The organism is Pauljensenia sp. UMB3104 (assembly GCF_030217285.1).
Lineage (GTDB): Bacteria > Actinomycetota > Actinomycetes > Actinomycetales > Actinomycetaceae > Pauljensenia.
Genome location: NZ_JASONN010000008.1, coordinates 1 through 22413 on the forward strand (window position 1 = coordinate 1; position 22413 = coordinate 22413).

17 protein-coding genes are annotated in these 22413 nt (G+C 65.6%); 2 read left to right on the forward strand and 15 right to left on the reverse strand.

Annotated features, from left to right (window positions below):
- Nucleotides 1-309 (forward strand): hypothetical protein (locus QP415_RS05540; RefSeq protein ID WP_285099253.1); only part of this gene is annotated, 309 nt, incomplete at its 5' end.
- Nucleotides 310-577: 268 nt separating this feature from the next.
- On the forward strand, nucleotides 578-2047 hold the full coding sequence (locus tag QP415_RS05545) for an alanine/glycine:cation symporter family protein (protein WP_016461539.1): 1470 nt from the start codon (nucleotides 578-580) through the stop codon (nucleotides 2045-2047).
- Between the two features lie 149 nt (nucleotides 2048-2196).
- On the opposite strand, the gene QP415_RS05550 is transcribed toward QP415_RS05545, so the two are convergent.
- The 15 genes from QP415_RS05550 to QP415_RS05620 form a co-directional block, all read right to left on the reverse strand.
- Entirely contained in the window at nucleotides 2197-3024 is an 828-nt protein-coding gene (locus QP415_RS05550) for a hypothetical protein (protein ID WP_285099256.1), read from the reverse strand.
- A 116-nt stretch (nucleotides 3025-3140) separates the two neighbouring features.
- Nucleotides 3141-4742 (reverse strand): alcohol dehydrogenase catalytic domain-containing protein, encoded by a 1602-nt coding sequence (locus tag QP415_RS05555; protein ID WP_285099258.1) that lies wholly within the window; start codon nucleotides 4740-4742, stop codon nucleotides 3141-3143.
- A gap of 100 nt (nucleotides 4743-4842) precedes the next feature.
- Entirely contained in the window at nucleotides 4843-5865 is a 1023-nt protein-coding gene (locus tag QP415_RS05560) for an SDR family NAD(P)-dependent oxidoreductase (protein WP_285099260.1), read from the reverse strand.
- Nucleotides 5866-5892: 27 nt separating this feature from the next.
- Nucleotides 5893-7212: a PHP domain-containing protein gene (locus QP415_RS05565; RefSeq protein WP_285099262.1), complete on the reverse strand. Its 1320-nt coding sequence runs from the start codon at nucleotides 7210-7212 to the stop codon at nucleotides 5893-5895.
- 159 nt (nucleotides 7213-7371) lie between these two features.
- Nucleotides 7372-9825, reverse strand: a complete 2454-nt coding sequence (locus QP415_RS05570; RefSeq protein WP_285099263.1) for an alpha-ketoacid dehydrogenase subunit alpha/beta — start codon at nucleotides 9823-9825, stop codon at nucleotides 7372-7374.
- A gap of 33 nt (nucleotides 9826-9858) precedes the next feature.
- On the reverse strand, nucleotides 9859-11226 hold the full coding sequence (lpdA, locus tag QP415_RS05575) for a dihydrolipoyl dehydrogenase (RefSeq protein ID WP_285099264.1): 1368 nt from the start codon (nucleotides 11224-11226) through the stop codon (nucleotides 9859-9861).
- 16 nt (nucleotides 11227-11242) lie between these two features.
- A complete protein-coding gene (locus QP415_RS05580) occupies nucleotides 11243-12586 on the reverse strand; it encodes a dihydrolipoamide acetyltransferase family protein (protein ID WP_285099266.1) in 1344 nt (447 codons plus the stop codon).
- A gap of 10 nt (nucleotides 12587-12596) precedes the next feature.
- Nucleotides 12597-13346, reverse strand: a complete 750-nt coding sequence (locus QP415_RS05585) for a DeoR/GlpR family DNA-binding transcription regulator (RefSeq protein ID WP_016461547.1) — start codon at nucleotides 13344-13346, stop codon at nucleotides 12597-12599.
- Between the two features lie 330 nt (nucleotides 13347-13676).
- Complete coding sequence (locus tag QP415_RS05590; RefSeq protein ID WP_016461548.1) at nucleotides 13677-14108, reverse strand: RbsD/FucU family protein; 432 nt, start codon at nucleotides 14106-14108, stop codon at nucleotides 13677-13679.
- Between the two features lie 13 nt (nucleotides 14109-14121).
- The gene (locus tag QP415_RS05595) at nucleotides 14122-15117 is read right to left on the reverse strand and encodes a LacI family DNA-binding transcriptional regulator (RefSeq protein ID WP_016461549.1); all 996 of its coding nucleotides are present in this window, start codon (nucleotides 15115-15117) and stop codon (nucleotides 14122-14124) included.
- Nucleotides 15092-16501 (reverse strand): rhamnulokinase, encoded by a 1410-nt coding sequence (locus QP415_RS05600; protein WP_016461550.1) that lies wholly within the window; start codon nucleotides 16499-16501, stop codon nucleotides 15092-15094. Before QP415_RS05600 ends, QP415_RS05595 begins: the two co-directional genes overlap by 26 nt.
- Before the next feature lie 167 nt (nucleotides 16502-16668).
- Nucleotides 16669-18432, reverse strand: a complete 1764-nt coding sequence (locus QP415_RS05605) for an L-fucose isomerase (RefSeq protein WP_016461551.1) — start codon at nucleotides 18430-18432, stop codon at nucleotides 16669-16671.
- A 189-nt stretch (nucleotides 18433-18621) separates the two neighbouring features.
- Nucleotides 18622-19683, reverse strand: a complete 1062-nt coding sequence (locus tag QP415_RS05610; protein ID WP_285099270.1) for an ABC transporter substrate-binding protein — start codon at nucleotides 19681-19683, stop codon at nucleotides 18622-18624.
- A 92-nt stretch (nucleotides 19684-19775) separates the two neighbouring features.
- Nucleotides 19776-20780 (reverse strand): ABC transporter permease, encoded by a 1005-nt coding sequence (locus tag QP415_RS05615; protein WP_285099271.1) that lies wholly within the window; start codon nucleotides 20778-20780, stop codon nucleotides 19776-19778.
- Nucleotides 20777-22294: an ATP-binding cassette domain-containing protein gene (locus tag QP415_RS05620; RefSeq protein WP_285099272.1), complete on the reverse strand. Its 1518-nt coding sequence runs from the start codon at nucleotides 22292-22294 to the stop codon at nucleotides 20777-20779. Before QP415_RS05620 ends, QP415_RS05615 begins: the two co-directional genes overlap by 4 nt.
- Nucleotides 22295-22413 lie beyond the last annotated feature (119 nt).

Here is a 22413-nt window from a genome sequence, read left to right on the forward strand (position 1 = left end):
AAAAACCAACCAACCAAACAAGGCCAGCCAGCAATCCCAACCAAAAACACTCAAAAACAAAAAACAGGCATAAAAAACAAACAAACACACTATCGAGTTCACAAACAACACCTGCACGATCAAGCGCACACGAATATCTCGCATGTTTTCGAAAGGCGGTCCGCGCCATGTTTCCGCGATCCGAGCTTCTCGCTTCGTTCGCTGCCGTTCGGCGCAACAAGGAAAACAATACGCAGTTCTTCCGACATCGTCAAGTCAAGCGCAATTGCACCCATTCTCGGCACTTTTCCGCAGAATGTCAACGATTGAAGCTTTGAGACTGGCTCACTTTGCCCCAAAATCGCCCAATTTCATGCGCCAGACCACAAAGATTTGCCCGAAATGTGCGCCAGCACTCCCAACATTCCACAGTAACCCGCCCCCCAAGCCACGCTATCAGGGGTCCGACGTGCACAGACGGCCGATGCCATCACGTTTTTTAGTAAACTCTTTACCTTTTGTTGACCCTGGCGCTATACTCGTGCTCATACCGCGGCCTCGCCGCATCCACGAACATCCATCAACGCTAGGAACAACGATGAATGGAACCCTGCACCCGGCCTTCGATCTGGCCGGCACCCTGGATACGATCTCGGGCTTCATGTATACGTACGTGCTCGTCGCGCTCCTGATCGGCGTCGGCCTGTACTTCTTCATTCGCACGCGCGCCCTGCCGCTGCGCCTCTTCAAGGAAGCCATCCGCGTCGTCACCGAGCCGCCGCACGAGGAAGGCGAGGTCTCCTCGTTCCGTGCCCTGATGGTCTCCACGGCCTCGCGCGTGGGCGTCGGCAACATCGCCGGTGTTGCGACCGCCGTGACACTGGGCGGCGCGGGCGCTGTCTTCTGGATGTGGGTCATCGCGACCCTCGGCGGCGCCTCTGCCTTCATCGAGTCGACGCTCGCGCAGATCTACAAGAAGCAGGGACCCCACCACTCCTACGGTGGTCCCGCCTACTACATCCAGATGGCTCTCAAGCAGAACTGGTTGGCCACGCTTTTCGCCTCCGTTCTCATCCTGACCTACATGGGTGGCTTCAACCTCCTGGCTTCCTTCAACGTCGCTGACGCGTTCACCCAGTACAGCTGGGCGAACGAGTGGACGCCGTGGATCGTCGGCGCCGTGCTCGCGGTGCTCATGGCCGGCTCGATCTTCGGCGGCACCCGTCGCCTCACCGACGTCACGGGCCTCCTCGTGCCCGTCATGGCGATCATCTACCTGGGTGTCGGCTTCGTCGTCATCGTGCTCAACTACCAAAACATCCCCGCGATGTTCGCCGCTATCTTCCGCAGCGCTTTCGATTTCCCGGCTATCTTCGGCGGTTTCACCGGCTCGGCCATGATGCTCGGCATTAAGCGTGGCCTCTACTCGAACGAGGCCGGCGTCGGTTCCGCTCCGAACGCCGCTGCCTCCGCCTCCGTGTCGCACCCCGCCAAGCAGGGCCTCGTCCAGATGCTCTCCGTCTTCATCGACACGATGGTGATCTGCACGCTCACCGCTTTCGTGGTGCTCTCCTCGGGCGTCGGTTCGGATAACGGCGTGACGGGCGCTCCCCTCGTGAAGGATGCTATGGCGACGGTCCTCGGCCAGGGTCCTGCGCAGGTTTTCATCTCGATCGCTCTGTTCCTCTTCGCGTTCACGACGCTGGTCGGTAATTTCTACTACGCCGAGGTCAACTTCCGCTTCCTGCTGCGCAACGTGCACATGAAGCACTGGATGCTCTCGATCTTCCGCGCGGTCGCAGCGCTGCTCGTCTTTGCGGGCGCCCTCCTCAAGTTCGAGGTTGCGTGGAACCTGGGCGACATCCTGATGGGCCTCATGGCGCTCATCAACCTGCCCGTCATCGTCATCCTGGGCAACCAGGCCATCCGCTGCGCGAACGACTACGTCGCCCAGCGCAAGGCCGGTCTCGAGCCCCAGTTCAAGGCGTCCTCGATCGGCTTGAACCCCGACGAGCTGGACTTCTGGAAGGACGACGCTCCGCTCGCCTCCGAGAAGACCAACGCGTAAGGGTCCCCTCCCCTAGCAAACTGCCCCGGCCTCGTTCCTCCACGTGAGAACGAGGCCGGGGCTTCGCTATGCGCATCGGCGCGGTCATCGCGTTCTCGGCCTGGGCGCGTGCCCCAGCCACGTGTGGGTTCTCAGCCAGCGCGTGCGCGCTACACCGACGTGTGCTCGAAGCGCACTCGGATCTGCACGCCCCCGGTGTGACCGCACGCGGACAGGGCTCGAGCCACTGCATCGGCGGCCCACCCGAGCATCTCAGGGCCCCCGTGCGGGGCGCGCAGAGTGGCGGCGGCCCCGAAGGCGAACGCAGAGGACGACTCCACGGCGAGCCCCATCTGCACGGCCGATGCCAGGGCCGCGGTAAAGCCCGAGGGGGACAGGGCCTGTCCCTTGTAGCGCGGGCGCGCCTCGAGGTGGATGAGAGGACCGGGGACCACCAGAGATGAATCGAGCGCGCCAATGGGCAGGCTCCCGTCTTCCCACGGTTTGTTCGCAGTGAAGCGCGCGTAGCCCGGCAGCAGCTCACACTCGAAGACGCATCCGTCGACGCTCACGTCGGCGACGAGCTTGAGGGTGGCCACGGAGGCGATCACGGAGGCCACGTATGGGATGCGGCCATCCGTTTCCCCGAGCCACGTGTCGACGAGGGCGTGGCACATCGCGCGGCCGGCGGCGTCCGTTGCAGACTCCCCCGCCATGCCGGGCGCCCTCTGCACATCAACGCCCTTGTCTCGCGGCGGCACCTTGATGTCACCCACGAAAAAGTCGAAGGCGTAGAGCCCATGATGGGTGCAATTATCGTCGTAGGCGGAGAATCCCAGCCCCGTGCCGACGAGCACGGAGAGGAACGCGTCGTACAGGCACTCCCTGTCCTGCGCAAAGAGGTCCGCCGCGTGAGGCGCGCGCGGGGACATCTGCCCGCACAGCCAGGCGTACAGCGCCACGTAGCGCTCCTGCGAGGCGTGATCGTTGACTGTCATGGGAACCTCCTCGTTCCATCCCGCAACGCTTGCCCCCTCATTATCGCAGAAACGCGAAGGCCCCGGCCTCGTCCGAGTGACAGACGAGGCCGGGGCGAAGGTCTCAGCGCAGCCGCTCACCGAGTGGCGAGCAGCGCCTCCTCGGCCTCCTTGGTCCACAGGCCGGCGGCGTCGAGCTTCGCGGCGACCGTCGGCAGCTTCTCGGCGAGCTCGGACACGGGGGTCAGGCCCAGGTCGTGCATCATCGGGAAGACCATGATCTTGCCGCCCGAGGTACGGTTCATCACCGCGTTGATGGCGTCGCCGAAGCCCGCCATGCCGGTGATCGCCCACAGGGAGATCGTGGTGTCGATGATGCCGGCCTCAATCTTGCGCAGCACCGTGCGCATGTCGGACACGTCCGAGCCGGAGGTGCCCAGCATGAAGATCTGGCGCTCGATGATGCCCTGCAGGTCGAAGTCGCCGAACGTACCGGCCGGGATGCCCGCGAACGCGTTCAGGATGCCGCCCTGCGCCAGCAGATCGACGGCCTGGGAGACCAGCGCCGGGACGGGCACGAGGCACGTCGCGTAGGTGTAGCCGTACTCCAGGGGCGTCGAGGCGGTGTTGATGATGTCCAGCGGGACGCCGTTCTTTTCGGCGGTCGGGCCCACGACCTTCGTCAGGTTGGCCAGACGCTCGTCCGACAGGTCGGTGCCCACGACGCTGATGCCGGGAACACCGGAGGTGACGGCGCGCATCGTGTGCATGACACCCATCGGGCCGGCGGCGCCGACGAACACGCACTTGTCGTTCTCGCGCAGATCACCGTTGGCGGGGATCCAGGCGTAGCCTTCGCGCGGATCCGAGCCGGTCGTACCGCAGAAGCGGATGAAGTCGTAGTGGACGCGGCCGATATCCAGGGACACCTTGCGCTCGATTGTGCCACCGCCCAGGACGACGCACATGGTGCCGCGGGTGCCGATCAGGAGCGCGGCCTTCTCGATCGCGTCGGCGTCCGAGCCGAAGAACACGACATCGTCGAATTCGCCCTCCACGCCCTCGATGGCATCGGCGGCAACGCGCACGACCTCGGCGGGCTTGTGCTCGGCGGTCAGAGCGTCGATATCGCCCTCGCCGACGACCAGCAGGCGGCCACCGTCTGCGACGTGGCTACGCTCGGCCCACGCGTAGGAACCCTCGACGGTCGCCCAGGGCTCGATGAGGCCGACGGCTGCAGCCGACGGGCCCTCCGACACGTGGATGAGGAACTCTTCCCCGTCCGGGGACACGACGCAGCGCTCGTCGACGACGACGAACTCCTCGAGGGCACCGTCGAAGTTGTAGCCGAAGGCGCCGTTCGACTTCGCGGTGCGCAGGTGCTTCCAGTCAGCCTGGACCAGCAGACGGTCGCCGACCTTGAAGTGCGTGACGGCCTCGCCGACCTTCACGACGCGGACGACGGGCTCGTGACCGGGCGTCACGGCCTCCTGGTTCGGGTGGTAGGACGGAATGTCCTTGAGGGCGTCCAGGTCGATACCCGCCACCACGTCCGACTTGCGCGGGTGGCCATCGAACTGGTGGAGCAGCTTCGTATCAGAGAAGCAAATGCCGCAGGCTTCGACCTCGAGCATGATCTGCGTCGGGCCAACGGGATCAACGGGCTTCGCCGGGTTAACGACGAACTCTTCCTTGCCGACGATCTGAATCGCGTACTGGGTGGCGGGAATCTCGGTCATGACTGACTCTTTCACTGGAAAAACTACTGGACGTGGGAAGAAAGGACGAGGCCGGGGAGCTCCGGAGAAACCCGCATGTGTCCCCGGCCTCGTGATGATGTCAGGAGAGCATCACCTGGCCGCCCGTGACGGGCACGGCCTGGCCGGTCTCGTATTCCTGCTCGACGATGTAGAAGATCGCACGCAGAACGTCGATACCCTGGGCGCCGCGGCGCATGGGAACCTTCGCCTCGTAGAACTCCTTGACGTCGGCGACCGTCTTGGCGCCGGGGACCTTGCCGGAGTTCAGGTACTGGACGAAGAGGCCGCGGTCCGGGTCGGACCAGAGCGGGCCGTCGTAGAAGTTACCGGGGCAGATCGCGTTGACCTTCACGCCGTGAGCAACCATCTCGAGGGCGAAGGACTGCACCAGGCCGATGCCGCCAAACTTGGAGCCCGCGTAGGCGGCGTTCTTGTTCGAGCCGACGAGGCCGGACTTGGAGTTGATCTGGATGATGTCGGTCAGCCACTCGGGGGCGGTCGAGTGCTGGCGGGCCAGGAGCTGGCCCAGGTGCTTAGTGACGAGGAAGAAGGCCACGTAGTTGATGTCCGTGGACAGGCGGAACGCGGAGGCGTCCTGCTCGAGGACCGATCCGGCGCGCACAATACCCGCGTTGGAGACGACCAGGTCGAGGCCGCCAGTGACGCGCTCGATCTCGGAGGCCATCGCCGCGACGGACTCCTCGTCTGCGACGTTAACCGTGATCGGGTGTGCGACGCCTTCGCCGCCGAGCTCGGCCGCCTTAGCGGCGGCACCCTCACCGTTCAGGTCGGCGATGAACACGAAGCAACCGGCGTCGACCAGGCCGCGCGCGATCTCCGCGCCAAAGCCCTGGGCGCCGCCCGTCACGAGGGCGACACGGCCGTTGATGGTGCGCTCGCCGGTGGTGGTGGCGCGAACCTCGAAGGTCTCCTCGCCTGCGCGCACGACGACGGGAAGCTCCGTCTCCTTCAGGGAGCAGGGGCACACCTCGGTGAGCGGGCCGTCGAAGGTGACGGTCGGCTCCGCCGAGCTGGGGGCCACGATGACCGGGCGGCCGAGGGCCTTGAGGAAAAGCCCACGTACCTCGGGAGCGTTACTCATGATGTCTCTCTTTCTTGACGATGCTCGTCAGTTAATCGAAGTGGCTCGGGCGGCGACGTCGGCGGCGTCCTCACCGTCGGCAATCGCGCGGCCCAGGGGCGCGTACTCGGTGATGCGCTCGGCGAGGGCCTCGGGGGTCAGGCGACCCGTGCGGCCCAGCAGGTGCAGGGACGGATCCACGGAAGACAGGGCCTCGTGCGCGACGAGGGCCCACGTGGCCTCGTTGAGGTCCGCGAACTCGGGGCGACGCAGCTCCTCGCAGGTGAAGCGCTGGCGGGGCTGGTTGATATCCACGCCCGAGATCTCGAGCATGCCGTGAGCGGCCGCGAGCGCGTGGATGCGCTCGAGCTGCTCGGGGGTGTTACGCGGGGGCATGTAGGTCACGGCGCGCAGTCCGATGGACTCCATGTACTCGAAGAGCTCGTCGAGGAACGCGTCCTCGAACTTCTCAGCCTTCTTGTCGCCCGTCGGCGAGGCGGACACGTCGCCCAGGTAGGCGTAGGTGGCGATCGCACCGACCGAATCGGCGAACTCGACGACCTCGGCCGCACTGGGCAGCTCGTCGGTGGGCTGGATGTAGATGCGATCCAGGTAGTTGGCCTTCAGGACGCCCAGCAGGTCGTACATGAGGTGCGGGTTGTCCTCGTCGGACAGGACGCGCGCGAGGGACTCGGGGACCTCGACGCCCATCGAATCCAGGCCCTGGACCAGGGCGGGGCCGCGGCCGAATCCACGGATCAGGGCCGAGGCCATGGCGGCCAGCAGGTGACGCTCGGTGATCCCGCCGCCATTGGCGTACTGGGAGATGCCGACCATGTCCGCCTGGGGATCGAAGGGCTCCAGGCCCAGGTCGGTGAGGATCTTATTGGCGCGCTCGGCCATGGCGAGGGTGCGCTCAAGGCGGGCGGCGCGCTTGGGGGCCAGCCACGCCGCGACCTTTTCGCGGGCCGGTGCTGGCACGCCCTGGACGGTCATGTAGGCCACGCCCACGGAGTCGGGGTTGTTGAGCTTACGCTGCGCGAGCGGCGTTCCCACGCCGAAGCGGGCGCGAATCTCAAAGCCGGTGACGGAACCCATGCCCAGGACGGACGTGGCCTCGCTCATCTCTGCTGCCGCGCCGATCGAATCGTGATCGACCGAGCCGACGACGCGCAGACCGTTACGACGCGCGAGCAGAGCGGCGTGGGTGGGCGTGTAGGGGCTGAACGAGAAGCACGTGTGGATGTGGTTGTTCGACTCGGGCACCCAGCTGGGGAAGTGCTCGTCGGCGACCACCGCGCGCAGCGCCTCGATGCGCTGGGCCGGGGTGGCGGCCGGATCGTTGGTGATGTCCATGGGTTCTGCCATCTCTTCGTTGGGTGGAGAAAAACGGTGATGAATCAAGAATGTGGGCGAGGCCGGGGCTCGGTGAGGAGGAGTGTGGCCCCGGCCTCGCTAGCTCGCGTCAGGGAATGCGAGCCAGGGACGGGGGCGGGTCGGAAAGGGGAACGACCCGCCCCCAACGCCTCAGAGGCCCTCGCGGTTCAGGCGAGCGATCTCGGCCTCGGTCGCGTGCTTCGTGGTGGGCACGTGGCCGGGCAGCGGGAGGATGCGCTCGTGAATCGCGTCGAGGATCCAGGAGACCTGCGGGAAGAAGTACGACTCCAGCTCGGGGCCGGGCGTGATGCCGTTGCGCGAGCCGACGACGGCGATCGGCGCGTCGAGCGCGTCGAAGGCCAGGGTCTGCACGTTCGCGGCAACCGTGTTGAGGAAGGAACCGCGCTCGACGGCGTCCGAGGTGAGGACCAGGCGACCGGTCTTCTTCACGGAGGCAATGAGCTTGTCGTAGTTGAGCGGGGCGACGAAGCGCAGGTCGATGACCTCGGCGCTCAGGCCGTACTTCTCAGCCAGGACGTCCGCGGCCTCGAGGGCCTTGTACACGGTCGCGCCGTAGGCAGCGATCGTGATGTCGGTGCCCTCGCGGCGGATCGCCGGCTCGCCCTCTTCGGTCTCGTAGTAGCCCTCGGGCACGCCGCCGGGCTCGAAGTCCTCGCCCTTGTCGTAGAGCTTCTGGCTCTCCAGGAACACGACCGGGTCGGTGCCAGACAGTGCCAGGTTGAGCATGCCCTTCGCGTCGGTCGGGGTCGTCGGGAAGTAGACCTTCAGGCCCGGGATGTGAGCGACGAGCGCGCTCCAGTCCTGGGAATGCTGGGCGCCGTACTTCGATCCCACGGACACGCGCAGGACGAGGGGCATCTTGAGCAGGCCGGCGCTCATCGACTGCCACTTGGCCATCTGGTTGAAGACCTCGTCACCGGCGCGGCCCAGGAAGTCGCAGTACATGAGCTCAACGACCGCGCGGCCACCGGCCATCGCGTAGCCGACGCCGGCGCCCACGATCGAGGCCTCGGCGATGGGCGAGTTGAACAGGCGACGGTAGGGCAGGGCCTCGGTCAGGCCGCGGTAGACGGCGAAGGCGCCGCCCCAGTCGCGGTTTTCCTCGCCCCATGCGGCCATCGTCGGGTCGGTCTTGAAGCGGTGCAGCATCGCCTCGAACAGACCGTCACGGAACTGGTACATGCGCATCTTGGAGACGGGCTTACCGTTCTCGTCGACGGAGCTACGCACCTTCTTAGCCAGAGCCTTGATGCGCGGGTTGTCCTCGAGGTCGATCTCGGGGGTGGCATCGTCGAACGCCTCAACCTTCTCGTTGGAGAACATGACGGTGTCGATGTAGCCGTCGGCGACGCGCGGGGTGGCCTCGTCGTCGATCGCCAGCTTGAGGACGTGCACGAGCTTGTCGGTCAGGGAGGCCGTGTAGCCATCGATCTCGTCCTGCGTGGTCAGGCCGTTGGAGATGAGCAGGTTCGAGTATTCCTTGATGCAGTCGACCTGCTCCCACAGCTCGACCTCTTCCTTCGTGCGGTACGAGGAGGCGTCCGACGGCGAGTGGCCGGAGAAGCGGTAGGTGATGGTGTCCATGAGGACGGGGCCGCGGCCCTCCTCGAGGATCTTCTTCTTGCGGGTGGTCGCATCCGCGACGGCCAGCGGGTTGAGGCCGTCGACGCGCTCGGCGTGCATGGCCTCGGGGTTGAGGGCCGCGCCCACGCGGGCGAGGATCTCATATCCCATGGTCTCGCCGAAAGTCTGGCCACCCATGCCGTAGAAGTTGTTGAAGAAGTTGAACAGGATCGGCGGGTTGCCACCGTCCTCCTCGCGCCACAGGGAGCGGAACTGATCCATCGACGCGAAGTTCAGGGCCTCCCACACGGGGCCACAGGCCAGGGCGGCGTCGCCAACGTTGGAGACGACGATGCCGGGCTTGCGGTTGATGCGCTTGAAGAGGGCCGCACCGTTCGCGATCGGCGCGGATCCACCGACGATCGCGTTGTTCGGGTAGGAGCCAAAGGGCAGGAAGAAGGTGTGCATCGAGCCGCCCAGGCCACGGTTGAAGCCGGACTTGCGGGCGAAGATCTCGGCGAGGGCACCGAAGAGGATGAAGTTCTCGGTGAGGTCCTTCGTGTCCTTGTAGTCGATCTTCTCGGCGTAGGACAGGGTCTCGCCACCGAGGAAGCCCTTCATGATGGACTCAAGCTGAGCCTCGTCCATCTGGTGCATGGCCGAGTAGCACTTGGCGAGGATCTCACCGTGGGAGCGGTGGGAACCGAAGATGAAGTCCTCCGGCTTGAGCACGAAGCTCTGGCCGACGTAGGCGCTCTCCTGGCCGATGCCCAGGTGGGCGGGGCCGCGGTGGTTGTACTCGACGCCCTGCCAGGCGCCGGTCTTCTTGATGGAGTCGAGCATCGACTCGAAGGTGCGCACGACGATCATGTCGTGGAGCATCTGGACCATGCCCTTTTCGCCGTAGCGGGCGATCTCGGTGTCACGGTCGAAGGTGTACTGGTTGACGGGCACCTCGGGGAACTTCACGTATCCGGGGCGACGCACCTCGTTGGGGTCGATGATGAGAGACTGAGTCATTTTTCTACTCTTCCTTGACGTAGGGGATGTTCGTTAGAGCTTGACGGCCCACGCGGCTTCGCGGATGACCTCGGAGACCGTGGGGTGCGGGAAGACGACCTGACGCAGGTCCTCGACGGTGAGTTCCATCTCGAGGACGGCCTGCGCGCCCCAGATCATCTCGGCGGCGTACGCACCCAGCACGTGGATGCCCAGCACCTGGTGGGTCGTGGGGTCGACGAGGATCTTTGCCTCGCCGGGGGCCTTGAAGCCGTTCTCCGCGATGAAGCGGCCGGACATGAGGGCGGGAACCTTGGCGACGAGGACCTCGCGGCCTTCGCGCTTAGCCGCGGACTCGGTCAGACCGACGCCGGCGGCCTCGGGGATCGAGAAGACGGCCCACGGGACGGTGTGCCAGCGCATGACCTCGCCGCGCTTCTTCGCGGTGGGATCGAGGATGTTCGCCGAGGCGATCTCCGCCATGCGGTAGGCGGCGTGCGCCAGCAGGGAGCGTCCGGTGACGTCGCCGATGGCCCACACGTTGGGCAGGTTGGTGCGCATCGTGTCGTCGACGACGACGCCGCGGTTGATCTCGAGGCCGGCCTCTTCGGCTCCCCAGCCCACCGTTGCGGGACGGCGGCCAACCGCCATGAGGACCACGTCGGCCTCGACGCTCTTCTTTTCCTCGCCCTTGGAGTAGTGGACGGTGCCTCCATCGAGGGACTCGACGCGGCAGCCCAGCTCGAAGGTCACGTCCTTCATGGCGGCGCGGGCCTTGGCGGCCAGGTCGTCGTCCATGAAGGGCAGGATCTCGGGGGCCATCTCGATGACGGTCACCTGGGAGCCGAGGGTGGAGTACAGGGAGGCGAACTCGACGCCGATGACGCCGCCGCCGATGATCGCGAGGCGGGAGGGAACCTCTGGCAGGGACAGGATGCCCGTGGAGTCCACCAGCGCCGGGTTGTCCTGGGTGCCGGGCAGCGGGGGCATGGCCGGCACGGAGCCCGTGGCGATGATGACGTGGTCCGAGGTGTAGGTCGTCCCCTCAACGGTCACGCGACCGGGGGCGTCGAGGTGGCCTCGTCCGTTGATGACGGTCACGCCCGCCTTGCGCTCGGTGGCGGCAACGCCCGCGACCAGGCCCTTGACGACCTGATCCTTCCAGGCCTGCATCTGCGTCCAGTTGACGGCCACGCCGGCGGCATCCACGCCGAACTGGCTGGCTTCCTTGGCGTGCAGGTAGTTCTTCGCGCCGTTGAGCAGGGTCTTGGTGGGGATGCATCCCACGTTCAGGCACGTGCCGCCCAGGTACTGCTCCTCGACGAGGGCGACCTTCTTGCCCGCGTGTCCGAGGCGCTCGGCAGCCAGGTAGCCGCCGGGGCCCGCACCGAGGACGATGACGTCAAAATGCGTATCACTCATGAGTTTTCCTCTTTCCTCAGGCCAGGACCGTCACGTCAATGTTTTCGATGGCTGCGACCAGGTCGCGCAGGAAGCGAGCGCCGTCCGCACCGTCGATGACCTGGTGGTCGATCGTCAGCGAGAGGTTGATGCGCTGCTCCACGCCGATCGTGCCGTCGGCGCCCACGGTCGGGCGCGGGGTAATCGCGCCGACGCCCAGGATGGCCGTCTGAGGCAGGTTGATGACGGGGGTGAAGGTCTCGATACCGAAGGAGCCGATGTTGGAGACCGTGAAGGTGCCGCCGCTCAGGAAGTCGGGCGACAGGGAGCCGTCGATCGCGCCGCCGGCAAGGCGCTTGGCCTCGTCGGAGAAAGCCTTGAGGCCCAGGGACTGCGCCGAGCGGATGACGGGGACGAGGAGGCCGCGCGGGGTGTCGCACGCGAAGCCGAGGTGGACCTGCTCGAACTGCGTGAGAACGCCGTCCTCGAGGTGAGCGTTGAACACGGGGTACTTGAGGAGGGTGCGCGACACCGCGAAGCAGACCAGGTCGTTGAGCGTGATCTTGTTCAGGCCCAGTGCCTCGTCGGCGTTCTTGACCTTCTTGCGCATCGCGAGGATGCCGGCGGCGTTGGCCGTCGTGTTGAGGGTCAGCTGCGCGGTGGAGGTCAGGGACTCCATCATGCGCTTGGCGACGACCTTGCGCACACCCTTGAGCGGGGCGGAGGTCGAGGCGCCGGGGAAGTCGGCCGCGGCGGCGGGGGCTGCGACAGCGGCGGCGGGGGCGGCCTCGGGCGCGCGGCCCGCGTCGGCGACGGACACGCGTCCACCGATGCCGGTGCCTTCGGTGGCGCTCACGCCGGCGGCGCGCGCGGCGGAGGTCAGGACGGGGCCGGCGGCGATCGCGGCGGCAACGTCACGCTCGATGACGCGGCCGTGGGGGCCGGAGCCCTCGGAGATGGACGAGGCGTCGACGCCGTTGGAGGCGGCGAGGGCGCGGGCGCGCGGGGAGACGGCGCCGGTAGCGCGCTCGGTCGCGAACGCGGGGGCGGCGGACTGCTCGGCGGGAGCGTCGACTTCGGCGGGAGCGTCGGCTTCGGCGGGGGCAGCGTCGCCACCGGGAACGAGGCCGGAGATGTCCTCCCCGGGCTCACCGACGATGATGAGCGGATCCTTGACGGGGACCTCGTCGCCTTCCTCCCACAGGAGCTTCAGGACGGTACCCTGCGCGGTCGAGGGCACCTCCATGGTCGACTTGTCGGTCTCGATGGACGCGAGCGTCTGGTCGACGGCGACGGTGTCGCCTTCCGCGATCATCCACTCGACGATGATGCATGACTCAACAGAGTTGCCCAGCTGGGGCATCACCACGATGGTGGCCATGTAATTCCTCCTAGACGATGCGCAGCTTCGTGCGCTCGGCCAATTCCTTGATGGATTCTTCGGGGATCTCATCGTCGGTGATGATTCCGGTGACCTCGTCGATCCCCATGAAGCTGACGAAGCCGGCTTCCCCATACTTGGAGGAGTCGGCGAGCAGCCACGTCTCTTGTGCGCGGGTGCGCATAATGGAACCGACCTGTCCACCCTCCACGAGTTGAGTGGTCAGGCCGCGATCAACGCTGAACCCGTCGGTCCCAAGGAACGCGACGCGTGCGTTGAAGTCATTGATAGCGCGCTCTGCGACCGGTCCCACGAGGGACTCGGACTCGGCGCGGAAGTGCCCACCCGTCAGCGTGATGTTGAGGCTCGGGTTGGAGCGGGCGTTAGCGAAGACAAGCACGGAGTTGGTCAGGACCTGCACTCCGCGCTTGCCGGTCAGGTACTTGACGATGAGGGCGCAGGTGGTGCCGGCCTCGATCATGACGCGATCATCGTCGTGGATCATGTCGGCGGCGGCGCGAGCAATGCGTTCCTTGACCTCGACGCGATCGTTTTGGCGCAGGTGAATATTGCGGAAGGTGGTGGGGCGCGCGCCGCCGTGGGTGCGCACGAGGTATCCCTGCTCGTCGAGGGTCTTCAGCGAGGCGCGCACGGTCACGGGCGACACACCCAGATCGGAGGCAAGCTGCGCGACGCTCACCTCACCCTCCCGGGCGAGGCGATCCAGGATGTAGTTCGTGCGTTCTTCTGCACGTCCCATGGGACACCTCTTCGTGAATCAGCAACAATCCTTGTCGCTTTATCTTTCGTTACATCAAGAATAGTCACTAAAACGAAAGTATGCAACATCACGCAACTCATTGATACACCCGTCCAGCCCGGGCGCACAAACGTTCAGAACGCCATCGTTCAGTCACTCTATTTGACGGACATTGCTGGGATAAATGCACTGGTGGGCGGCCCGGCCGGGCCACCCACCAGCTATGAAACTCTCACTCCACGCCAGGGCTATCATCCGCTCGAAACGAAAACGAAACGAAAGCGCTCGTCACTCGCGACACAAGCCCATCACTGGCGCGGCAAACGGGCTTTACTCCCCGGGCTGACGAACGCCCACCGTGAGGAGCAGGTTGCCGTACAGGCGCTGCTCGCCCGTCGCGACAATGATGCCCACGTTCTCGTCACGCGCGGCATCGTAGAAGTCCCAGCGGGAAATTTCACCGAACTCGACACCGGGCAGAGCCGCACGGAACTCGTCGTGGATCGGGATCTCCACCGGCTCAGCGTCGGGCGCGGGGGTCATGATCTCGGCGCGCTCGATCGGAATCGTGCGCTTGAGGACGTCGAGGACCTGGCTGACATCCAGCAGACCCGGAGCCAGGTTGAGGGAAATGAGTTCGCAGCGCGGGTTCACACCCGTCGTGTGCGGGTAGTTCGCGTCAGCCAGCAGGATCTTCGAGCCGTGGCCGGCGGCCGCCAGCGCGCGCAGGAACTGCGGGTGAGTCATCGGACCATAGAGCATGAACGTGCCTTTCTTACAGGTGTGAACTGGCCCGGATGACCAGCTCGGGGTCGAGAACAATGTCTTGAGAGGGTCCCCCGCCCATGAGCGAACGCACGAGGCGCACCGCGGTGCGCCCGAGGCGGTCGAAGGGCTGGTGGATCGTCGTGAGCGGGGGCGCGTAGGAGTCCGCACCGTCGATGTCGTCGAAGCCGACCACGCGCACGTCGCGTGGGACCACTCCCCCGCGCTCGTAGATGTAGCGCATTGCGCCCAGGGCCAGCTGATCGTTCGCTGTCTGCACGCCCTCGGGCAGTCGCCCAGCCGCACGCATCACGTCGTAACCGTCGCGCGAGTCCCACGAGTCGGGCTGAAGCACCACGGGTTCAATACCGTACCCCTCGCACGCCTGCTCGTAGCCCAGTCGGCGCATCTGCGCGTCCGACCAGCCGGTGGGACCACAGATGTGAACGACGTCGGTGAGCCCCTGGGCGAGCAAATGCTCCGTGGCCAGGCGCGCCCCACGCACGTTGTCGACGGCGACCGTCGAGATGCCGTCGAGTCCCTTTTCGCTCGTCAGAACGAGGACGGTCGGGAATCGCTTGCCCGCCTCGATCGCGACGTCGATCGTCGGATCCTGGCCCCCCAGGATGATGACACCATCGACGTCGAAGGGAGCGAAGTCGTTACGCAGCTGCCCATCCGGCCCGTACGCGTAGGACAGGGACACGTGGTACCCGGCCTGCGACGAGGCGTTGAGGATTGACAGCAGCACGCGCCCGTGTCCGTGGAACATGGGGGCGGCCAGCACGACCTGCAGGACGTTCGTGCGCTTGGCCGCGAGCGCGCGCGCCGCGTAGTTGGGCACGTAGCCCAGCTCGTCGACCAGCTTGGAAATCCTCGCCCGCGTCTTTTCTGAGACCTCGGGATCCCCGCGGACGACGCGCGAGACCGTGTTCGTTGAGACGCCCGCGCGCCGCGCGATGTCGGCCAGGGAGACTTTCTTAGCCGCGGGTCGGGACGTGGACATGGGTGGCTGCGCTGGCTGCGATGACGGAGGCGCGGTCTTCCTCGGCGAGAGCACCGATGGTTTCGAGCTGCGCCAGGAGAGAACCAAAGGTCGAGGCCTCGATGGGGCCACGCACGACGGTGACACCCGAGATCTGGGCGGTCAGGTCGCACAGCAGGCGGTTACGCGCGCCGCCACCCACGAGGTTGAGCTGGTCGGGGGCCCTCCCCGTGGCCTCGGTGAGCTCACCGATCGCGCGTGCGTAGCGACGGGCGAAGGACTCGATGATGACGCGCACGTACCCGGCCATGGAGTCGGGACGAGCCGCACCCTGGGCATCCAGGGCCTCGTCGATCTTGCGCTGCATGTCGCCGGGGGTGGCGAACGCTTCCTCGTCGGGATCGAAGGTGCCCGAGGCGGCGGGCAGCTCGCGGGCCTGGGCGACCAGCTCGTCGGTGTCGGTGGGCGTGCCCTCGCGCTCCCACTGGCGCTGGATTTCCTGAAGGATCCACATGCCGGTGATGTTGAAGAGGGGACGCACTCCCCCATCGGTGCGGCCTTCGTTCGTAATGCCGAGGTTGAAGGCCGCGTCGCTCATGAGGGGCTTGTCCTCGATGGCACCCAGGACCGACCAGGAGCCGCAGGACAGGAAGTAGGCGCGCTTGCCCTCCTCGATGGGCAGGCCGTGGACCGCGCACGCGGAGTCATGGGCACCACCGCGCACGACGGTGAGGGTCTCGAGGCCGGGGACCGTGCAGGGGCCGACGACGGTGCGGTCTGCGGCCAGCTCGCCGAACCAGCCGCGCGGGATACCGAGACGGTTGAAAACCTCGTCGTTAAAGTCGCCGCCACCCGGGGTCAGCAAGCCGGAGGTCGAGGCGATCGTACGCGACCAGCCGACGACACCGGTGAGACGGTACGCAAAGTAGTCGGGCAGGAAGAGGGCCGCCGCAACGCGCTGAGCGTCAGCTGGGTTTTCCTGCAGATAGGCGAACAGCTGATTCGCCGTGTTAATCGTCGCCGGCTGATTACCGGTCAGGTCAAAGAACTCGCGGTCGCCAATGCGCTCGCGGAAAGCATCCAGGGTGCGCGCGGTGCGCTCGTCACGGTAGGCGACGACATCGCCGACAAGCTCGCCATTCTCATCAAGGGGAGCCCAATCCACGCCCCACGTATCGATCGAGACGGCGCGGGCGTCGGGGAAGCGTTCGAGGGCCTTCTTCAAGCCGGTGATCGTCTCGGCCTCCATCGTGGCCACGTCCCACGTGAGGGTGCCGTCGTCCCGGCGGCGCGCCTCGTGCTTGAAACGGTGGATGTCCGTGACGTCCAGGCGGCCATCGCGTAGCGTTCCGGCGAGGACTCGTCCGGACGCGGATCCAAGGTCAACAGCAAGTACGGTGGTCATTGAAGGTCTCCTCCAGATACGCCCTGGGTCGGCGTGTCCCGTCGTTGGGTTCTCGTGCAGCTTTCCTCATCGGCGAGGCCGGGGCTGCGTCCCGGGAAAAGACCCCCGAGGGGGTGGCCCGGTCGGGCCCGGGGAGAGAGGACACCCGAGCCCGACCGGGAGTTGCATCAGCGGTACATCGGACCGAAGGTGTCGCAGGCGCGGAAGTCCGCGGCCTCGAGGGACTCGGTGCCGAACAGCGACCACGCCTTGGGACGGAAGATCCGCTCCTCGGGGACGTTGTGCATGTTGACCGGGATGCGCAGCATCGAGGCCAGCGTGATGAGCTGACCGCCGATGTGGCCGTAGGAGATCGCGCCGTGGTTAGCGCCCCAGTTGTTCATCACGTCGTAGACGCTCTTGAACGCACCCTCACCCGTCAGGTTCGGGACGAACCAGGTGGTGGGCCACTCGATGTTGGTGCGCTCTTCGATGGTGAAGGCGACCTCGTCGGGCAGCTCAACCGTGTAGCCCTCGGCGATCTGCAGGACCGGTCCAAGGCCGCGCACCAGGTTGAGGCGGCACATCGTCACGGGCATCTCGCCGGAGGTGCGGAAGTGGGTCGAGAAGCCGCCGCCACGGAAGTAGCCGGTCGAGGCCGGGTGGAAGGTCGTGGCCTCGAGCGTGGCGTCGCGGTCTTCCTCGGTCAGCTCGTACCAGGGCTTGATGACGTTCTTGCCGTCGCGCACAGCCTTGCCGGCGCCGTCCAGCGTGGTCGAGCCGGAGTTACGCAGGTCGAGCAGACCGGCGGCAGCGCGGCCCTCGGGCTTCCAACCGGTGGCCTTCTCGATGGACTCGGGGCTCCAGTAGGTGCGCACGTCGGAGAAGATCTGCGGCGTGTTGGTCAGCAGGTAGCCGAACAGCATCGAGGCGCCGTTGAGTGAGTCGTTCTCGGTGGCCACGACGGAAGGCTGGCGAATGCCAGTCCAGTCGAAGTTCGTGTTGAGGATGGTCTCCAGAACGTCGCCGTTGGGGAAGTGGTCCGTCCACTGGCGCTGGCCCTGGAAGCCTGCCGCGATGGCGCCGTGGCCGCCGGCCTCTTCCTCAAAGCCCAGCTCGGCCAGACGCGGGTTGCCGTGCATGAGGTCGCGGGCGATGAGCGTCATCTTGGTGACGAACTTCCACCAGTCCTCGTGCTTCTCCGGGTACTGCCACTCCGGCGGGTTCCAATCCTTGCCCTGCTTGAAGTTCTCGCGGATCCACTGGTACGCCTTCTCGTACTCCTCGGGATCGTAGATGCCCTCATCGATACGGCGGGTGAACTCGGACATGTCGATGTACTCGTTGCGCATGCCGAGGTAGGAGCCGAAGAAGTCGGGGTTGACGACAGAGCCGGCAATACCCATGGACACGGAGCCCATGGACAGGTAGGCCTCGCCCTTCATCTGCGCAACGGCCAGACCGGCGGTCGCGTAGTCGAGGAGGCGGGTGCGCACGTCCTCGGGGATGGAGGTGTCGTCAGCGTCCTGCACGTGCTCGCCGTAGATGCCGAAGGCGGGGATACCGATCTGGGCGTGGCCTGCCAGGGCGGCGGCGAGGTACACGGCGCCGGGGCGCTCAGTGCCGTTGAAGCCCCAGATGGCGTGCGGCATCGCGGGGTCCATGTCGGTGGTCTCCGTGCCGTAGCACCAGCAGGGGGTGACCGTCACGGTCAGGCCGACATTGTTCTCGCGGAACTTGGCGGCGCAAGCCTGGGCCTCGTGGACGCGACCGATCGTGGTGTCAGCGATGACGACCTCGACGGGGGCGCCGTCCGGGTAACGCAGGTTGGAGGTGAAAAGCTCGGCAACGGACTTCGCCATGTTCATGGTCTGCTCTTCGAGCGACTCACGAACGCCCTTACGGCGGCCGTCAATAGTGGGGCGGATTCCGATGCGGGGGTGGTTTGTCATTATTCCTTCATCCCTCATGATGACGTCGATGTCGGAGCGCGGGGGCGCTCGCCCCCTCGGATCCTGTGAATAAAAAGGTGCCGGGCCCGCGGGTCCCACCCCACCGGCGTGGAGCGGGACCCGCGGCGGGCCACCGAGTCAGTTTGTCACTGACCCGGCCCCGGCCTCGTGCCCGATGGAACTATCGGCTCACTCGTACAGGTTCGCCTTGATCTCGGGGTTGTCGATGTTGGTCTTGTCGTACCACGCGAAGCCCGAGTCGATGACCTTGGGCAGCTCGCCCTTGTTGATGGCGACGACGGCAGCCTTGACCGTGTAGTAGCCGATCTTGACGGGCGACTGGGTCACGGCGCCAGCCTCGGTGCCGGCCTTGATGGCGTCAATCTGGGTCTTGCCCGAGTCGAAGCCCACGACGGTGACATCCTTGCCGGTCTCCTGCGAGCCCTGGACGATACCGGAGGCGGCGGCCTCGTTGGAGCCGTACATGCCGACGATGTCGTCGTTCGCCTGGATGATGGCCTTGGAGGTGTCGGCGGCCTTGGTGACCTCACCGGCGATCTGCTCGTCGAGGAGCTTCAGGTCGGCGGGAGCGTTGGCCTTGAAGTACTCCTTGAAGCCCTCGCAGCGCTGCTTGCCCGTGGTGGAGGTCGAGTCGTGGCAGACCATGCCGACCGAGCCCTTCTTGCCCTTGAGCAGCTCGATCATGTGCTTGGCGGCCTCAGCGGCGGCGGCCTTGTTGTCCGTCTGAACGGTGGTGACGGGGATGTCGGACTCAACACCGGAGTCGAAGGCGACGACCGGGATGCCCTGCTTGTTGATCTCGTCGAGCAGGTCGGCGGCAGCCTTGGAGTCGAGGGCGGCGAAGCCGATGGCGGCCGGGCCGGAGTCCAGAGCGGACTTCAGCTGGTCGGTCTGCTCGGTCACCTTGGTCTCATCCTGCGGGCCGACGAACTTGACCTGGTAGCCCAGCTCCTCGCCAGCCTGCTCGGCGCCTTCCTTCACGGCCTGCCAGAAGCGGTGCTGGAAGCCCTTGGAGACGAGGTAGATGGTCTTGGTGCCGTCGCCCTTGACCGCGGCCTTCTCCCAATCCTGAGCGTTGGCGGAGGTGTCGACCTTGGTCGCACCCGAGGAGTCACCGGTCTTGGTGTCAGTCGCGGGAGCGGAGGAGTCCGACGAGGTCGTGCAGGCAGCCAGGCCCAGGGCCATGGAACCGACAGCGGCGGCGGCGAAGATACGTCCGATGGGGCGCATTGGTATTCCTTTCGTGGGGTGGCGGGGTCATTCCCGCCCTTGGGTGTGTGGACCGACGTCGGTCCACCATGGGTGAATTGAATGGGTAAGAATCAGGCGGCGTTCTCGCGAACGCGGCGGATGTTGTCGATGACGACGGCGAGCAGCAGGACGATACCGGTGACGACGAACTGCCATTCGGCGGCGATACCCATCATCGTCAGGCCCTTCTTCAGGGTCTCCATGATGATCGCGCCAACCAGGGCGCCGGGGATCGAGGCGCGGCCACCCGACAGGGACGTACCACCGATGACGGCCGCGGCGATGACGTTGAGCTCCATGCCCACGCCCTCAGCGGGCTGGACCAGGCCACCACGCGAGGAGTAGAGGACCGCACCGATGGCCATGAAGGCACCCGCGACGACGTAGATGATGATCTTCCACAGGCGGACGTTGACGCCGGAGAGGCGGGTGGCCTCCTCGTTGGAGCCGATCGCCAGCGAGTAGCGGCCGAGCAGCGTCTTGTTCATGAGGAAGGTCGCCAGGACCGTGAGGACCACGAAGATCAGGACGGCGTTGGCCACACCGGGGATGATCTCGCCACGCGCAATGGCCTTGTAGCCCGTGTTCGCGATCGTGATGGAGGCCTTGTCCGAGATGATCAGCGCGAGGCCTCGGGCGACCATCATCATCGCAAGCGTTGCGATGAAGGGCGGCAGACCCAGGATCGAGACGTTCAGGCCATTGACCAGGCCAATCGCCATGCCGACCAGCAGCGTCAGGATCAGGCCAGCGCCCAGAGGCAGGTTCATCTTGTCGCCCGCCAGGAAGACACCGGCCATCACCGCGACGAGGCTCATGCCCGTACCGACGGAGAGGTCAATGCCGGAGGTCGCGATGACGAAGGTCGCACCCAGGGCCATGACGCCCGTGTAGGCCGACTGCAGGACGATGTCCAGGTAGATGGTCGGCTTCGCAAAGCCGTTGGCTGCAATGCTGAAGAACAGCAGGATGACGAACAGAGCAACCGTGACGAGCATCAGCTGCATGTTGTTCTTCAGGAAGGTCTTGACAGGCGACGGCGCCTCCAGGCCCTTGTTGTCGACGACGGTGCTCACGCGACTTCTCCGTTCGCTTCTTCCTGGCCGACGGTGGCCAGTTCCATGATGTTTTCTTGGGTGGCTTCCTCGTTGTTGAGGGTGCCAATGATGCGGCCATGGGCCATGACGGCGATGCGGTTGGCCAGGCGCAGAACCTCGGGCAGCTCCGAGGAGATCACGATGATGGCCTTGCCCTGCTTCGCCAGATCCTCGAGCAGCGTGTAAATCTCATCCTTCGCGCCCACGTCGATGCCGCGCGTCGGCTCGTCGAAGATCAGGATGTCAGTGTCACGTTCCAGCCACTTGGCCACGACGACCTTCTGCTGGTTACCGCCCGAGAGGCTGCGCAGCTCAACGTCCACGGAGGGGGTGCGGGTACGCAGCTTCTTCACGTAGTCCTGGGCGACGTTGCGCAGCTTCTTCGTTGCGACGACGGTCGCGGTGGTGAAGTGGCTCATCGCGGCCAGGCCCGTGTTGAAAGAGATGTCCTTGTCGAGGAGCAGGCCATACTGCTTGCGGTCCTCAGACAGGTAGCCGATGCCGTTCTTCACGGCGTCGTTCGCGCCCTTGATGGTGACCTTCTTGCCGTGGACGTAGATGTCGCCCTCGGTGTGGGGGTCGGCGCCGAACAGTGCTCGGGCGACCTCGGTGCGGCCGGCGCCAACCAGGCCCGCGAAGCCGAAGATCTCACCCTTCTTGACCTCGAAGGACACGTCGTGGACGGCCTTGACGGTCGAGAGGTGCTCGACGCGCAGGACGGCCTCGTCGGAGATCGGCTTGGTGGTGGGACGCGCGTCTGCGGGAACCTCGCGGCCGACCATCATCTTGACGACCTCGCTCATCGGGGTCGAGGCCGTATCCACCGTGCCGATGTACTTGCCATCGCGCAGAACCGAGATGCGGTTGGTGAGCTCGGTGAGCTCGGGCATGCGGTGCGTGATGAAGATCAGGCCGGTCGTGGGGCACACGAAGTCGCGCACCAGCTCGAAGAGAGACTCGGTCTCGGTCGTGGTCAGAGGAGCCGTGGGCTCGTCCATGACCAGGATCTTCGAATCGAAGGACAGCGCACGCGCGATTTCCACCATCTGCAGGCGCGCAACGGGCAGGTCGCGGCAGTAGGCGGTGGGGTCGATGTCCATGTTGAGGCGCTCGAAGAGCTCGCGCGCATCACGAACCATCTTGCGGTCGTCAACGTAGCCAAACTTGGACGTGCCGGGTCGACCGATGTACAGGTTCTGGGCGACGGTCAGGTCAGGAACAATGTTGAGTTCCTGGTGGATGATCGACAGGCCGAGGTCACGTGCGTGCTCCGGCGACTGGATGTCGACCTTCTCTCCCTGCAGCCAGATCTCGCCGCCCGGGTCGGACTTGTGGATACCGGTGAGCACCTTCATGAGCGTGGACTTGCCCGCTCCGTTCTCACCACAGAGACCCAAGACTTCACCGGGTCGAAGGTCGAGGTCCACGTCGGACAGCGCCTTCACGCCGGGGAACGTCTTTGAGATCCCCTTTAGCTCTAGTAAGTTCGTCACTTCTCACCCCTTGGGTACCAGTAACTTCTCTGTTTCTGGAGTTTTCTTCCCCGGCATCGTTAACGCTAACGGTCATCGTTCCGGAGAATCGCCCTCTTCGGCGTCTCCTTTAGAGTAGA

Excerpts from the sequence above, each read along its gene's own strand:
- QP415_RS05545 (WP_016461539.1), top strand. The coding sequence starts at position 578 with ATGAATGGAACCCTGCACCCGGCCTTCGATCTGGCCGGCACCCTGGAT.
- QP415_RS05550 (WP_285099256.1), bottom strand. The coding sequence starts at position 3,024 with ATGACAGTCAACGATCACGCCTCGCAGGAGCGCTACGTGGCGCTGTAC.
- QP415_RS05555 (WP_285099258.1), bottom strand. The coding sequence starts at position 4,742 with ATGACCGAGATTCCCGCCACCCAGTACGCGATTCAGATCGTCGGCAAG.
- QP415_RS05560 (WP_285099260.1), bottom strand. The coding sequence starts at position 5,865 with ATGAGTAACGCTCCCGAGGTACGTGGGCTTTTCCTCAAGGCCCTCGGC.
- QP415_RS05565 (WP_285099262.1), bottom strand. The coding sequence starts at position 7,212 with ATGGCAGAACCCATGGACATCACCAACGATCCGGCCGCCACCCCGGCC.
- QP415_RS05570 (WP_285099263.1), bottom strand. The coding sequence starts at position 9,825 with ATGACTCAGTCTCTCATCATCGACCCCAACGAGGTGCGTCGCCCCGGA.
- lpdA (WP_285099264.1), bottom strand. The coding sequence starts at position 11,226 with ATGAGTGATACGCATTTTGACGTCATCGTCCTCGGTGCGGGCCCCGGC.
- QP415_RS05580 (WP_285099266.1), bottom strand. The coding sequence starts at position 12,586 with ATGGCCACCATCGTGGTGATGCCCCAGCTGGGCAACTCTGTTGAGTCA.
- QP415_RS05585 (WP_016461547.1), bottom strand. The coding sequence starts at position 13,346 with ATGGGACGTGCAGAAGAACGCACGAACTACATCCTGGATCGCCTCGCC.
- QP415_RS05590 (WP_016461548.1), bottom strand. The coding sequence starts at position 14,108 with ATGCTCTATGGTCCGATGACTCACCCGCAGTTCCTGCGCGCGCTGGCG.
- QP415_RS05595 (WP_016461549.1), bottom strand. The coding sequence starts at position 15,117 with ATGTCCACGTCCCGACCCGCGGCTAAGAAAGTCTCCCTGGCCGACATC.
- QP415_RS05600 (WP_016461550.1), bottom strand. The coding sequence starts at position 16,501 with ATGACCACCGTACTTGCTGTTGACCTTGGATCCGCGTCCGGACGAGTC.
- QP415_RS05605 (WP_016461551.1), bottom strand. The coding sequence starts at position 18,432 with ATGACAAACCACCCCCGCATCGGAATCCGCCCCACTATTGACGGCCGC.
- QP415_RS05610 (WP_285099270.1), bottom strand. The coding sequence starts at position 19,683 with ATGCGCCCCATCGGACGTATCTTCGCCGCCGCCGCTGTCGGTTCCATG.